This window comes from Enterobacter sp. DVT3837, assembly GCF_056238685.1.
In genome coordinates this window covers 172,923-187,505 of sequence record NZ_JBWDLA010000001.1, presented here as the reverse complement: position 1 = coordinate 187,505, position 14,583 = coordinate 172,923, and the positions used below count along the sequence as shown (strand labels likewise).

Below are 14,583 nucleotides of genomic sequence, written 5' to 3'. Positions count from 1 at the left end.
ATACATTCACATTATGAATGATAGTTGAATTTATTTATTATGCCTGTAGAGATTCGTAAAGTGTTGGTTTTGTTTTACTTGTCTATCAAAAACAAACAGTTGTGTGATTATCACTCAAGTTACTTAGTTCCTGCGTATCGCGCTTGCTGGAGGCTAAATAATATGTAACGGTAATATTCGGGCGCTTCGAAAATATAGAATCTGTGGTTTATTGTAAAGCGTAAAAGCGGTAAATAAACACTGGCCCGTCAAATTATCGAGCCATGTTGTATAATATATTAAGCAGGGATATATTCGTATGGGGGATTGTTAAGTAGTGCTAACATGTGCTTCAAAAGGACAGGGCGAATATTTTCTGGCGCAGCCGTGTCGACCCACTGGCACATTTGTGTCATTTCCATGCCGGCGTAGCCACAGGGGTTTATGCGCTGGAAAGGCGTAAGATCCATATTAATATTCAACGCCAGACCGTGAAATGAACAACCTTTTCGAATACGCAGTCCCAGAGAGCAGATCTTCATTTCGCCGACGTAGACACCAGGTGCATCGGCACGCGGGTGAGCGTCAATGCCGTATTCCGCCAGCGTATTGACGACAGTGTGTTCCAGTAAGGTAACCAGTTCACGCACACCCAGTTTTCTGCGCTTCAGATTAAGCAGGACGTACATCACCTGCTGCCCCGGCCCGTGATACGTTACCTGTCCGCCGCGGTCGCTCTGAATAACCGGGATATCACCCGTCATTAATAAGTGTTCCGCTTTTCCCGCCTGGCCCTGTGTAAATACCGGCAGGTGTTCGACCAGCCAGATTTCATCAGGGGTGCTGTCATCGCGTGAATCGGTGAAGTCATGCATAGCCTGGGAGACAGGCTCATAAGGTTGCAGCCCGAGGTGACGGACCAGAATTTTATCCTGATACAAAACTGTGTCTCCGAAGACGAAGGACATAAGATGAGAGGGAGTATATCACAGCGGGGAGAAGGGTTACCCGGCAAAGCGGGTAACCTCAAAGGGACTACAGCACCATACGAACAATTTCGATATTGCCGAGTTCTTCGTACAGCGTCTCAACCTGCTCAATGTGAGTCGCAGTAATGGTAATAGAAACCGAGTGGTAGTTGCCCTTGCTGCTTGGTTTTACTGACGGAGAGTAGTCACCCGGCGCATGGCGCTGTACCACTTCAACCACCTGATCAACCAGCTCAGGTTTCGCCAGACCCATTACTTTGTAGGTAAACGGGGTAGGGAATTCAAGCAGTTCGTTAAGTTTGGTTTTCATGTCAGCTCCGGCGTAACGTCAAAAAGAATAACTCCCACGTCAGGTGGGAGTTATCAGGATACTTAGTATATGGGGATCAAAATCACACTTTCAAGTGTTCGATTTTTAACCAAACCAGTGATGGAACATCAATTTAATGTAATCAATGATTTTGCCGAAGAAATTGCCTTCAGGAATTTCTTGCAGGACAACCAGTGGACGCTGATCGATAGTCTTGCCATCCAGCTGGAAGTTGATCGTGCCCACCACCTGGTTTTTCTGCAGTGGCGCATGCAGTTCGGTGCTGTTCAGTACATAGCTGGCTTTCAGATCTTTCATTCGACCGCGTGGAATGGTCAGGTACAGGTCTTTATCAACGCCGAGGGAGGCACGGTCGTTATCGCCGAACCAGACAGGTTCAGAAGCAAACTCTTTACCTGCTTTCAGTGGGTTTACGGTTTCGAAGAAACGGAAGCCCCAGGTCAGCAGTTTTTTGCTTTCTGTTTCACGGCCTTTAAAGGTGCGGCCGCCCATCACGGCGGAGATCAGGCGCATCTGGCCTTCTGTCGCAGAGGCCACCAGGTTGTAGCCGGCTTTGTCGGTGTGACCGGTTTTGATACCGTCAACGTTCAGGCTGTTATCCCACAGCAAGCCGTTACGGTTGGTCTGACGAATACCGTTGAAGGTGAACTCTTTCTCTTTATAGATGGAGTACTCATTAGGTACGTCGCGGATCAGTGCCTGACCAATCAGCGCCATATCACGTGCGGAGCTGTACTGGCCATCGGCGTCCAGGCCATGCACGGTCTGGAAATGACTGTTTTTCAGACCCAGCGCGGTAACATAGCTGTTCATCAGACCTACGAAGGCATCCTGACTACCGGCGGCGAAATCGGCCATGGCTACGCAGGCATCGTTACCAGACTGCAGGTTGATACCACGGATCAACTGAGAAACAGGAACCTGCATACCTGGTTTCAGGAACATCAGCGAGGAACCTTTGAAAACAGGGTTCCCGGTTGCCCACGCATCATTACCGATGGTGACCAGATCTGATTCTTTGAATTTACCCGCTTTCATCGCCTGGCCGATAACGTAGCTGGTCATCATTTTGGTCAGGCTAGCCGGGTCACGGCGAGCATCGGCGTTCTGTTCCGCCAGCACTTTGCCAGAGTTGTAGTCGATCAGGATGTAGGATTCAGCATCAATTTGCGGAACGCCAGGGATCATGGTCTTGATATTCAGGTCATCGGCGTGAGCTGCAGAGAGTGCAGTAGCGCAAAGGGCCGTGGTCAGCGCCATGCGCTGCACAAAACGAGCGGAAAAAGTGGTCTTCATGGTCAGAACTACGACATCCGTGATGGAATTAAAAAAAGTGCCCTACTATAGCAAATGCTATTCAGGCAGGCATCCGACTTTAAGCATGAGTTTGTGAATGTGTTTTACACAAACTGACAATTCGGATACCGCCGGTTCATTATTTCGCAACAGCGATAAATGACTGAAGTTGAGCTTCATTCTGCAGACGCTGCTGCAAGGACGCTGCCTGCGATTTGCTGGCAAACGGCCCCATTTGAATACGCCAGACCGCGCCATTCTGCTCAACGCGTCCTGGTACGCCAAACTGCTGGCTCAGACGCTGCTGATACTGTTTGGCTCGGGCCTGATCGCTCACTGCGCCTACCTGAACCACATAACTGCCACTGGCCGCTGCTGGAGCAGCAACTGGCGCACTTTGCGTCACGGCTGGGGCTGTTACAGGAGCTGGCTGGGTAGCCGGAGCGGTAACAGGAGCGGGTGCTGGTGTAGGTTCACTGCCTTCCAGCACGCCTGCGGCTAAGGTCGTTGGTGCGCCAAGGAAGCCGCTACTCTTTACCGGCGCGCCGGTCGAGTCATCGCTTTGCAGGGTATCATTGCTGATGGCGCGGATCTCCCCACCTGGCTGAGCAGGCTCTGCCGGTGAAGAGGCGCTCCCCATTCCACCGTCAAGATTTGGGCGGTCAGGAAGGGCATAAGTCTGTTTAGCCACCGTGGTACATGCTGTGCCTGGGCCGGACAGCGAACCATCCTGCGCTACAATAATCGGATCAATACGGACTTTGGTATTGTTTGAGGTGTTCAGGCGGTCAGCGGATGCGCGGGACAGAGATATCACTCGGTCATTACCGTACGGGCCGCGATCGTTAATTTTCACGACGATCATTCGCCCATTCGCCAGGTTCGTTATACGAGCATAGCTTGGGATCGGCAGCGTTGGGTGCGCTGCGGTAAGCTGCATTGGGTCAAAGGCTTCGCCTGATGCAGTCAGGTTACTACCGGGTTCAGCATCATAAATGGCGGCAAAGCCTGCCTGACTGAAACGAGAAGGATCCTGAACAATTTTGTAGCTTTTGCCGTCGCGCTCGTAATCCTGATTCGCGCTGGCATTTAGCGGTTCATAAACGGGATCGGCACCGCTGATTTCAACGATCGGGCCATTACAAACCGCAGGCTGCGGTGGCGCGACGGTTGCCTGTTGCTGACCATCATCACTTGTGCAGGCCGCAAGTAAACTTGCCGCGATGCAGATCCCCAGCCACTGCTTACGCATTCCGATCCCCTTATTTTTATACGCTTTTTGACAACATTTTTCTGTGGGTATGTATCGACATCACGATACCAAACCCGGCCATCAACACGATCAGTGCCGAGCCTCCGTAACTCACCAGCGGCAGCGGTACGCCTACTACTGGCAGAATACCACTCACCATACCAATATTTACGAAGACATAAACGAATAAAATCAACATTAACCCGCCAGCCATGACGCGACCAAAGGTGGTTTGCGCACGAGCGGCAATCCACAATCCGCGCATGATTAGCAGCACGTAGAGCGCCAGCAATATTAAGATGCCAACCAGTCCCAGCTCTTCCGCCAGTACCGCAAAGATAAAGTCAGTGTGGCGTTCCGGTAAAAATTCCAGCTGAGACTGGGTGCCGTGTAGCCAGCCTTTACCACGTAGGCCACCTGAGCCAATCGCAATCTTGGACTGAATAATATGATAGCCCGCACCAAGCGGATCGGTTTCTGGATCGAGCAACATCATTACGCGCTGGCGCTGGTAATCATGCATCAGGAAGAACCAGAGAATGGGGATGAAAGCCGCAATCAGCACCACCGCGATACCAATCAGACGCCAGCTTAAGCCCGACAGGAAGAGAACAAACAGGCCGGAGAGGGCGATTAAGATTGAGGTGCCAAGGTCAGGCTGCGCGGCAACCAGCAGTGTCGGCAGGAAAATCAGCACCAGCGCGATGGCGGTATTTTTTAGCGACGGCGGGCAGACGTCACGGTTGATAAAGCGCGCGACCATCAATGGAACGGCGATTTTGGCAATTTCAGAAGGCTGGAAGCGAACCACACCCAGATCCAGCCAGCGCTGTGCGCCTTTAGAGATAGCGCCGAAGGCGTCAACCGCAACCAGCAACACAATACAGAATATATACAGGTACGGTGCCCAGCCTTCATAGACGCGCGGCGGGATCTGCGCCATGACCACCATAATGACCAGACCCATCGCAATCTGGCCGATTTTGCGCTCCATCATGCCGATGTCCTGGCCACTGGCGCTCCAGATAACCAGGGCGCTGTAAACCAGCAGAGCCAGCAGGATCAGCAACATGGCTGGGTCGATGTGGATTTTATCCCACAGCGATTTCTTATTTGGATTATCCGTCATGATTATTGGTCCTCCGCCGCAGCGGCGGCCGGGTTTTCAGCCGGCAGTTCGGTGTTGTTATCACCCAGCATAATGTGGTCAAGGATCTGGCGCATGATGGTCCCGACTGCTGGTCCGGCACCGCCGTTCTCCAGAATCATTGCCACCGCCACCTGCGGGTTATCATAAGGGGCAAATGCCGTCATCAGTTTATGGTCACGCAGTCGTTCGGCAATGCGGTGCGCGTTATAGGTTTCATTGGCTTTCAGACCAAACACCTGCGCAGTACCTGATTTCGCGGCCACTTTATACGGCGTACCAGCGAAATACTTATGCGCGGTACCGTTAGGGCGGTTTGCTACGCCGTACATACCGTCTTTAGCGATTTCCCAGAAGCCGGAGTGAATATCCCCCACAGGCGCTTCATGCGGCTGGTTCCAGGGCACTTTTTTACCGTCTTCAACCGTACTCAGTAGCAGGTGTGGAACTTTCACGACACCGTCATTGATGAGGATCATCATGGCTTTGTTCATCTGAAGCGGTGTTGCTGTCCAGTAACCCTGTCCGATACCCACCGGAATGGTATCGCCCTGATACCATGGTTTTTTAAAGCGTTTCAGCTTCCATTCACGCGTTGGCATATTACCGGAACGTTCTTCTGCAAGGTCAACGCCGGTGTAGTGCCCATAACCGAATTTGCTCATCCACTCTGAGAGGCGGTCAATCCCCATGTCATACGCCACCTGATAGAAGAAGGTATCCGCAGACTCCTCCAGCGATTTGGTGACGTTCAGATGACCGTGGCCCCATTTTTTCCAGTCACGGTAGCGTTTTTCAGAACCAGGCAACTGCCACCAGCCCGGGTCAAACAGGCTGGTATTACGGTTGATAACACCGGCACTCAATGCAGAAACCGCCACGTACGGTTTAACCGTTGACGCTGGCGGGTAAAGACCCTGTGTCGCGCGGTTCACCAGCGGCGTATTAGGGTCATTCAGCAGACCGGAATAGTCCTTACTGGAGATGCCATCGACAAACAGGTTCGGGTCATAACTTGGCATTGAAACCATTGCCAGAATGCCACCGGTACGCGGATCGGTGACCACAACGGCTGCTCGGCTGCCTGCCAGCAGGGTTTCAATATACTGCTGAAGCTTAAGATCGAGCGTCAGATACACATCATGTCCCGCCTGAGGCGGCACTTCTTTAAGCTGGCGAATAACGCGGCCACGGTTGTTAACCTCAACCTCTTCATAGCCAGTCTGTCCGTGCAGAACATCTTCGTAATAACGTTCAATCCCCAGCTTACCGATATCGTGCGTCGCGGCGTAGTTCGCCAGTTTGCCGTCTTTATCGAGACGATCGACGTCTTTATCGTTAATTTTGGAAACGTAGCCAATCACATGCGTCAGCGCAGAGCCATAAGGGTAGTAGCGACGTTTGTAACCCTTCACTTCCACGCCGGGGAAACGGTACTGGTTTACCGCAAAGCGGGCAACCTGGACTTCCGTCAGATTGGTTTTTACCGGAATGGAGGTGAAACGGTGAGAGCGGGCCCGTTCTTTTTTGAAAGCGGCGATATCGTCATCGTTAAGATCGACAACGCTTCTCAGCGCTTCCAGCGTATCCTGAACATTATCGACCTTTTCCGGCATCATCTCTATTTGATAGATGGTGCGGTTTAACGCCAGCGGTGTGCCGTTACGGTCGTAGATGATGCCGCGGCTGGGGGCGATTGGCACCAGCTTAATACGGTTTTCGTTTGAACGCGTCTGGTAATCGGTAAAGCGGACAATTTGCAGATTATAAAGGTTGGCGATCAGCACGCCGGTAAGCAGCAAAATCCCCGTAAAGGCGACCAGCGCCCGGCGCACAAACAGCGCGGACTCAGCCGTATAGTCGCGAAAAGAATTCTGTAGTTTCATCCGCTGCTTAATCTACCCTGGTCAAGTCACTATTCGCGGTGATAGGGGTGGTTGGTCGTAATGCTCCACGCGCGATACAGGCTTTCTGCCACCAGTACCCGAACGAGCGGATGGGGAAGCGTCAGCGCGGAGAGAGACCAACTTTGTTCTGCTGCCGCTTTGCAGGCAGGGGATAACCCTTCTGGCCCGCCAATCAACAGACTGACGTCACGGCCATCCTGCTTCCAGCGCTCCAGTTCGTGCGCCAGCTGCGGCGTATCCCAGGGTTTTCCTGGAATATCGAGGGTGACGATGCGGTTTTTGCCTGCGGCAGCCAGCATCAGTTCGCCCTCTTTATCAAGAATACGTTTGATATCGGCGTTCTTGCCGCGCTTTCCGGCGGGGATCTCCACCAGTTCGAACGGCATGTCTTTTGGGAAACGACGCAGATACTCAGTAAAACCGGTTTGTACCCAGTCCGGCATTTTGGTGCCGATGGCGACCAGTTGCAACTTCACGCATTAACCCCAGAGTTTTTCCAGCTCATACAGGCGACGGCTCTCTTCCTGCATGACATGGACAATCACATCGCCGAGGTCGACAACCACCCAGTCAGCCGTCGCTTCACCTTCAACACCAAGCGGCAACAGCCCTGCTGCACGTGATTCCTGAACCACGTGATCGGCAATCGAAACAACATGACGCGTAGAAGTACCGGTGCAGATAATCATGCAGTCGGTAATACTGGATTTACCCTTAACGTCGATAGCGATGATGTCCTGACCTTTCAGGTCATCAATTTTGTCAATAACAAAATCCTGGAGTGCTTTACCCTGCAAGTTTTCCCCCTGGGGTGAACGAGATTGTATAACTATGAATTCGTGGCCAGACAGTATACCTGAACTAGCGCCTGTGTCGGGACAAATGTCTCCGGCCGGGCTTTTGAAGGCGGGTATCATCCCACCCTCCGCCTGAGATTGCATCGCCATTTTTGTAAAACAATTTCTGTAAAGCAATGATCGGCGGGAAAGTCTGGCAGCGGAGGATAACAGTATGGCTTACTCTGTCAAGGCAGGATAATCAATAAGCCACTTTTTATGGTCCCGGGTCAGGCATCTGCGCTTTTCTGATACAACCCATGTGCGTGAATATACGCCAGTACCGATGCGGGCAGCAGATCGTCACACGCTAAACCCTGTTGCAGGCGCTCACGAATGAGGGTCGCAGAGATATCGAACCACGGTGTTTCTGCCAGATAAATTTTCCCGGCAGGCTGATTGTGGAGATCTTCAACATTATCGGTGAGATGGTCTTCCAGCCATTGCTGATATTGCTCTTCGCGCATCGTCAGCGGATAACCCGGACGGCGGCAGACAAGCAGGTGGCTGTTCTCCAGAATGGTTTCATACTGATGCCATGTGGGGAGATTTAGCAGTGAATCCTGGCCAATAATGAAGGCCAGCGGCTTGTCAGGGCCTTGTTCAGTCCGCCACTCCTGCAGCGTCTGTGACGTCCAGGAGGGAGTATCGCGACGTAGCTCCCGTTCATCAAGTTTGAAAAGCGGTTTATCCGCAATGGCCAGGGCCAGCATCTCTTTGCGTTGCTCGCTGGTCGCCTCAGGCTGGGGACGGTGTGGCGGAACATTATTGGGCATAATGGTGACGCGCTGAAGCCCGATCAGATTCGCCAGAATTTCGACTGGCTTCAGATGCCCGTAATGTACCGGGTCGAAGGTGCCACCATACAGGGCCTGTAAAGAATGCATGCTATCCATCAATAAATACGTCTGCGAGCGCCTTGTGGCAGAGCAGCAGAGAAAGGCTTTCCAGCTCTGCCCAGACCGACTGGCCGTAATCTTGTTTTAACGTGAGCTCAGCGCGCATCAGCAGCTGAACAGCCTGTCGCAGCTGTTCATGACTCAGGCGGTTAATGGCCTCTGTCGTCATAGCACGGCGATTTTGCCATACGCGGTGTTTATCAAACAGCGAACGCAACGGCGTATGGGCAGACTGACGCTTTAGCGTAATCAGCAGCAGTAATTCGCGCTGCAGAGTACGTAGCAGAATAACGGGTTCGCTCCCTTCGAGGCGCAGTTGTTGCAGAATATGCAGGGCGCGTTTGCTTTTCGCCGCCAACAACGCATCCACCCAGTGGAATGGCGTGAAGTGCGCGGCATCGTTAACGGCCTGTTCGACACGCGGTAGGGTGAGTTTACCATCCGGCCAGAGCAGGGAGAGTCTGTCCAGCGCCTGAGCCAGGGCCAGCAGATTTCCTTCATAGCAGTAGCAAAGCAGTTGATTCGCGGCGTCATCCAGTTGAAGGTTGTTTTGCTTCGCTCTCGCCGCCACCCATTTGGGTAGATGCGTTTGCTCAGGCGTCTGACAGGTGACCAGCACTGCGTGAGTCGCGAGCTGGGTAAACCAGGCTGCATTTTCCTGTGCTTTAGTGAGCTTGTTGCCGCGCACGATGAAGAGCAGATCGCTGTGCAACAGGCTCACCAGCGTAGCGAGTTGTTCATTCATGGCCGCGTTAGGACCATTTTCCGGCAGCAGGATCTGGATAGTCTGGCGCGACGCGAAAAGACTCATCGCCTGGCAAAGCGAGAAGAGGGCGTTCCAGTCGGTGTTGTTATCCAGTTGAACGGTGTGATGTTCATCAAATCCCTGTGCCGCCGCCGCATGGCGCACGGCATCCAGGCTTTCCTGAAGTAATAGCGGATCGTTTCCAAGAAGCAAATACGCCGCGCGCAGCCCTTCATTGAGCTGCGCGCGAAGTTGTTCAGGATACAGCCTGATCATCATTTACCCAGAGAGTTAGCAGCGGGAAGCGTGCCAGCAACCGGTTTTTCAACAATGTCAGAACCTTGCTTGGTTGACGCTGCAACACTTGGCAGTTTACGGATCAGCTGTTCCGCTGCCTTGTCGTACATTTCGTTGATAATAATCTGCTGTTCGGCATCTTTTGCCAGCGCCGTCTGCGGATTATCGAAGAACGAACGGTACACTTTCGTGCTGATCGGATAAATATCTTTACCCGGGATCAGAACTGCCGCATCGACCGTTAACACCATCTGATACTCTGCGGTGCGGCCATCCTGGAAGATAGAGGCTGTATCTCTCGACAGACCGCCTCCTATCACACGCAGAGACGGTACATCCTGGCGAAGCGTTTGTTTCTCAACAATTTCAACACCGTTCAGACGCAGCTGGTTACGAATTGCCCGGCTGAGTGGGCCATTCGGATCCCCGGAATCAAAGATCATCGTTTTCATCTGAGCAGGCACCGCCGTGGTATTGCGCAGGTGCCAGCCACAGCCAGCGGTGACAAGCACCGCCAGAGATAAGAGTATTGTTGCCAGTTGTCGCACGTTTCCTCCCGCGCTTAGCCAACGACCAGATTCAGCAATTTACCCGGTACGTAGATCACTTTACGTACGGTAACGCCCTCAAGATATTTTGCGACCAGAGGTTCCTGGCCCGCGCGTTCGCGAACCTGTTCTTCGGTTGCATCGACCGCCACGGTAATTTTACCGCGTACTTTGCCGTTTACCTGAACGACAACCAGCGTAGTGTTTTCCACCATCGCGGCTTCGTCGGCCTGTGGCCATGGCGCATTGTCGATATCGCCTTCGCCTTTCAGCTCCTGCCACAGGGTGAAGCTAACGTGCGGAGTGAACGGGTTAAGCATGCGAACGACGGCCAGCAACGCTTCACGCATTAAGGCACGATCCTGCTCGCCGTCCTGCGGAGCTTTCGCCAGCTTATTCATCAGTTCCATAATAGCTGCAATTGCAGTGTTAAAGGTCTGACGACGACCAATATCATCGGTCACTTTCGCAATCGTTTTATGAACATCACGACGCAGCGCCTGCTGATCTTCAGTCAGTGCAGCGGCGTTCAGTGCCGGAGCATCGCCCTGTGCGGTGTGTTCGTAAACCAGTTTCCAGACGCGTTTCAGGAAGCGGTTTGCACCTTCCACACCCGATTCCTGCCACTCCAGGGTCATGTCCGCCGGAGAAGCAAACATCATGAACAGACGCACGGTATCCGCGCCGTAACGTTCAACCATCACCTGTGGGTCGATGCCGTTGTTTTTGGATTTAGACATCTTGCTCATGCCGGTATAGACCAGTTCATGACCTTCGGCGTCTTTCGCCTTCACAATGCGGCCTTTCTCGTCACGCTCAACGATAGCATCAACCGGAGACACCCAGTTACGCTCGCCGTTAGCACCCACGTAGTAGAAGGCATCAGCCAGTACCATACCCTGACAGAGCAGCTGTTTTGCCGGTTCGTCAGAGTTCACCATGCCGGCATCGCGCATCAGTTTGTGGAAGAAGCGGAAGTAGAGCAGGTGCATGATGGCATGTTCGATACCACCGATGTAAATGTCTACCGGCAGCCAGTAGTTCGCTGCATCAGAGTCCAGCATACCCTCTTTATACTGCGGGCAGGTGTAACGCGCATAGTACCAGGAGGACTCCATAAAGGTGTCGAAGGTGTCGGTTTCACGCAGCGCAGGCTGGCCGTTGACGGTGGTTTTTGCCCACTCAGGATCGGCTTTGATCGGGCTGGTGATGCCGTCCATGACCACGTCTTCTGGCAGGATCACCGGCAGTTGATCTTCCGGCGTTGGCATCACGGTGCCGTCTTCCAGCGTCACCATTGGAATTGGTGCACCCCAGTAACGCTGGCGGGAAACGCCCCAGTCGCGCAGACGGAAGTTAACTTTACGCTCGCCCACGCCCAGAGAGGCCAGTTTGTCTGCAATGGCATTAAAACCATCTTCGAAGCTCAGGCCGCTGAATTCACCGGAGTTAAACAGGGTGCCTTTTTCAGTCAGCGCTTGCGCGGACAGGTCTGGTTCAGAACCATCGGCGGCCAGGATAACGGCTTTAATCGGCAGGTTGTATTTGGTCGCAAACTCGTAGTCGCGCTGATCGTGGCCTGGAACAGCCATGACTGCACCTGTACCGTATTCCATCAGAACGAAGTTCGCGGCCCAGACAGGGATCGCTTCGCCTGTCAGTGGGTGCTTAGCATAGAAGCCTGTCGCAACCCCTTTTTTCTCCATCGTCGCCATGTCGGCTTCGGCCACTTTGGTGTTGCGGCATTCGTCGATGAAGGTGGCCAGTTCCGGATTGTTCTCCGCCGCTTTCTGCGCCAGAGGGTGACCCGCAGCCACGGCCAGGTAGGTCGCGCCCATGAAGGTGTCTGGACGGGTGGTGTAGACGGTCAGGGTCTGGTCGTAGTTCTCAACGTTGAAGGTGATCTCCACGCCTTCAGAACGGCCGATCCAGTTGCGCTGCATGGTTTTAACGGTATCTGGCCAGTGATCCAGCGTATCCAGATCGTTCAGCAGTTCGTCAGCATAGGCTGTGATTTTGATAAACCACTGTGGGATCTCTTTACGCTCAACTTTGGTATCACAACGCCAGCAGCAGCCATCAATAACCTGTTCGTTCGCGAGAACAGTCTGGTCATTTGGACACCAGTTAACAGCAGAGGTCTTCTTATACACCAGGCCTTTTTTGTACAGCTCGGTGAAGAATTTCTGTTCCCAGCGATAGTATTCCGGGGTGCAGGTTGCCAGCTCGCGGCTCCAGTCATAGCCAAAGCCCAGCATTTTAAGCTGGTTTTTCATGTACGCGATGTTGTCATACGTCCATGGGGCAGGTGCGGTGTTGTTTTTTACCGCAGCGCCTTCAGCAGGCAGACCGAACGCGTCCCAGCCGATTGGCTGCAGAACGTTTTTGCCCAGCATACGCTGGTAGCGGGCGATCACATCACCAATGGTGTAGTTACGCACGTGGCCCATGTGTAGTCGACCAGAAGGATAGGGAAGCATCGACAGGCAGTAATACTTCTCTTTGCTCTCGTCTTCGGTTACTTCAAAGGTGCGCTTCTCGTCCCAGTGTTGCTGGACTTTTGATTCTATCTCTTCCGGGCGGTATTGCTCTTGCATGGCAGCCAGTGGTCCTGTTTTCAATACAGCTACAAATGTAGCCAATGGATGTGGTATTTCAGATCCGCATAGCATAGCCCAAACGTCCGCGTCAAAACAGCCTTTCGCACAAATGCACATTGCAGGAATTTACCGGGTCTGTGCTTCACCTGACAAAGCGGCGACGAAATAAGGTCTATTATTAGAAATAGTTACTTACCCGGGAGGCAAAATGATGAACAAGGTTGCTCAATTTTACCGCGAACTGGTGGCGACACTGACGGAACGGCTGCGTAACGGCGAGCGCGATATTGACGCGCTGGTGGAGCAGGCTCGTGCCCGCGTGACGCAAACGGGTGAGTTAACGCGCACCGAAGTGGAAGAGGTCACCCGCGCGGTACGCCGTGACCTGGAAGAATTCGCACGCAGCTACCAGGAGAGCCAGGATGAGGTCACTGACAGCGTGTTTATGCGGGTGATTAAAGAGAGCCTGTGGCAGGAACTGGTGGATATCACCGATAAAACGCAGCTGGAGTGGCGCGAGGTGTTTCAGGATCTGAACCATCATGGTGTGTATCACAGCGGTGAAGTGGTTGGCCTGGGGAATCTGGTCTGCGAGAAATGCCATCACCATATTGCAGTGTATACGCCGGAAGTGCTGCCGTTATGTCCGAAATGTGGGCACGATCAGTTTCAGCGTCGACCGTTTGAGCCATAAATAAAAGTAAAACGGCAACTATGTTGCCGTTTTTAGTGTCTGCCCCCTCTCACCTTGGGAGAGGGGTAGGGTGAGGGCATCAGGCCGCAGCGTAGTACTTGAGCCTCTCCGCCAGCAAATCCACAAACGCCTGCCGATCGATATCCACCATCACCGTGGTATTCGGCGCATTCCCCGTCAGTGAGTAGTAATCCACTACAGTCATCCCCTGGGTATATTTCCCCTGCGTCTCCACACCGACCCAGCGTTCCACTGTGGTAAACATCTCCGGTTTCAGTAGCCAGGCAATGGTGCATGGATCATGCAGGGGCGCGCCGTGGAAGCCCCACTTCTCGGCTTTGTGATATTCCATAAAGAAGTCGAGCAGTTCGGCCACAGTTGTCGCAACCGGGTTGCCCACCGAGCGGAAACGCTCAATATCGTCCGCCATAATCTGCGCTCGAAGGGTAACGTCCAGTCCCGCCATCACAACCGGCAAGCCGGACTGGAAGACAATCTCAGCGGCTTCCGGGTCGACAAAGATGTTGAACTCCGCCGCAGGCGTCCAGTTACCCAGCCCCATTGCGCCACCCATTATCACGATACGGGAAATTTTACTGTGCAGCTCCGGATGACTGTTAAGCAGCAACGCAACGTTGGTTTGCGGACCGGTTGCCACCAGCGTTACCGGCTCGGCACTTTCACGCAGCACCTTCGCCATCAGCTCCACGGCAGTGCAGTGTTGCGGTGCGAAACCCGGCTCCGGCAGTGCCGGGCCGTCCAGCCCGCTCTCACCGTGAACGTTGTCGGCAATGATCAGCTCCCGCATCAGCGGTTTCACGGCCCCGCCGGCGACAGGAATATCGGTGCGTTTGAGCAGTGTTAGCATGCGCAGGACGTTACGCAGGGTTTTTTCAGGCGTCTGGTTTCCGGCGGACGAGGTGACGGCTTTGACGTCAAGTTCAGGGGAGGCAAGAGCGAGGACGAGCGCGATCGCGTCATCATGACCCGGATCGCAATCGAGAATAATAGGCTGTGCCATAGCGTTCTCCATACGTAGCGTTATTTTGTGACAAGGTTAACG

Annotated in this window: 14 protein-coding genes; 1 reads left to right on the top strand and 13 read right to left on the bottom strand. The window is 53.3% G+C overall.

Annotation, left to right across the window (positions count from 1 at the left end; genetic code table 11):
• Positions 1-278: 278 nt before the first annotated feature.
• The 12 genes from lipB to leuS all read right to left on the bottom strand — a co-directional run bounded on the left by lipB (position 279) and on the right by leuS (position 12,823).
• Positions 279-920 carry a lipoyl(octanoyl) transferase LipB gene (lipB, locus tag AC0XWG_RS00895; protein WP_128347804.1) on the bottom strand — a complete coding sequence of 214 codons (642 nt, stop codon included), beginning with the start codon at positions 918-920 and terminating at the stop codon, positions 279-281.
• A 94-nt stretch (positions 921-1,014) separates the two neighbouring features.
• A complete protein-coding gene (gene ybeD / locus AC0XWG_RS00890; protein WP_003858718.1) occupies positions 1,015-1,278 on the bottom strand; it encodes a DUF493 family protein YbeD in 264 nt (87 codons plus the stop codon).
• Between the two features lie 105 nt (positions 1,279-1,383).
• A complete protein-coding gene (gene dacA / locus AC0XWG_RS00885; RefSeq protein ID WP_028019477.1) occupies positions 1,384-2,595 on the bottom strand; it encodes a D-alanyl-D-alanine carboxypeptidase DacA in 1,212 nt (403 codons plus the stop codon).
• A 139-nt stretch (positions 2,596-2,734) separates the two neighbouring features.
• Positions 2,735-3,847: an endolytic peptidoglycan transglycosylase RlpA gene (gene rlpA, locus AC0XWG_RS00880; RefSeq protein WP_049007946.1), complete on the bottom strand. Its 1,113-nt coding sequence runs from the start codon at positions 3,845-3,847 to the stop codon at positions 2,735-2,737.
• Between the two features lie 16 nt (positions 3,848-3,863).
• Entirely contained in the window at positions 3,864-4,976 is a 1,113-nt protein-coding gene (gene mrdB / locus AC0XWG_RS00875; protein ID WP_028019475.1) for a peptidoglycan glycosyltransferase MrdB, read from the bottom strand.
• 2 nt (positions 4,977-4,978) lie between these two features.
• Complete coding sequence (gene mrdA / locus AC0XWG_RS00870; RefSeq protein WP_475680281.1) at positions 4,979-6,880, bottom strand: peptidoglycan DD-transpeptidase MrdA; 1,902 nt, start codon at positions 6,878-6,880, stop codon at positions 4,979-4,981.
• Between the two features lie 29 nt (positions 6,881-6,909).
• Complete coding sequence (gene rlmH / locus AC0XWG_RS00865) at positions 6,910-7,377, bottom strand: 23S rRNA (pseudouridine(1915)-N(3))-methyltransferase RlmH (RefSeq protein WP_128347806.1); 468 nt, start codon at positions 7,375-7,377, stop codon at positions 6,910-6,912.
• Between the two features lie 3 nt (positions 7,378-7,380).
• Positions 7,381-7,698 carry a ribosome silencing factor gene (gene rsfS, locus AC0XWG_RS00860; protein ID WP_003858696.1) on the bottom strand — a complete coding sequence of 106 codons (318 nt, stop codon included), beginning with the start codon at positions 7,696-7,698 and terminating at the stop codon, positions 7,381-7,383.
• A 269-nt stretch (positions 7,699-7,967) separates the two neighbouring features.
• Positions 7,968-8,633, bottom strand: coding sequence for a nicotinate-nucleotide adenylyltransferase (nadD, locus tag AC0XWG_RS00855; RefSeq protein ID WP_049007950.1), 666 nt, complete (start codon positions 8,631-8,633; stop codon positions 7,968-7,970).
• A complete protein-coding gene (gene holA, locus AC0XWG_RS00850; protein WP_128347895.1) occupies positions 8,626-9,657 on the bottom strand; it encodes a DNA polymerase III subunit delta in 1,032 nt (343 codons plus the stop codon). Before holA ends, nadD begins: the two co-directional genes overlap by 8 nt.
• Complete coding sequence (gene lptE, locus AC0XWG_RS00845) at positions 9,657-10,226, bottom strand: LPS assembly lipoprotein LptE (protein WP_028019471.1); 570 nt, start codon at positions 10,224-10,226, stop codon at positions 9,657-9,659. The genes holA and lptE overlap by 1 nt, the downstream gene beginning before the upstream one ends.
• A gap of 14 nt (positions 10,227-10,240) precedes the next feature.
• Positions 10,241-12,823, bottom strand: a complete 2,583-nt coding sequence (gene leuS / locus AC0XWG_RS00840) for a leucine--tRNA ligase (RefSeq protein WP_164881336.1) — start codon at positions 12,821-12,823, stop codon at positions 10,241-10,243.
• Positions 12,824-13,037: 214 nt separating this feature from the next.
• Here leuS and AC0XWG_RS00835 point away from each other — a divergent pair, with 214 nt between their 5' ends.
• Positions 13,038-13,520 (top strand): zinc ribbon-containing protein, encoded by a 483-nt coding sequence (locus AC0XWG_RS00835; RefSeq protein ID WP_028019469.1) that lies wholly within the window; start codon positions 13,038-13,040, stop codon positions 13,518-13,520.
• Between the two features lie 79 nt (positions 13,521-13,599).
• Here AC0XWG_RS00835 and rihA read toward each other — a convergent pair whose 3' ends face one another.
• Positions 13,600-14,541, bottom strand: coding sequence for a pyrimidine-specific ribonucleoside hydrolase RihA (gene rihA / locus AC0XWG_RS00830; protein ID WP_475680280.1), 942 nt, complete (start codon positions 14,539-14,541; stop codon positions 13,600-13,602).
• Positions 14,542-14,583 lie beyond the last annotated feature (42 nt).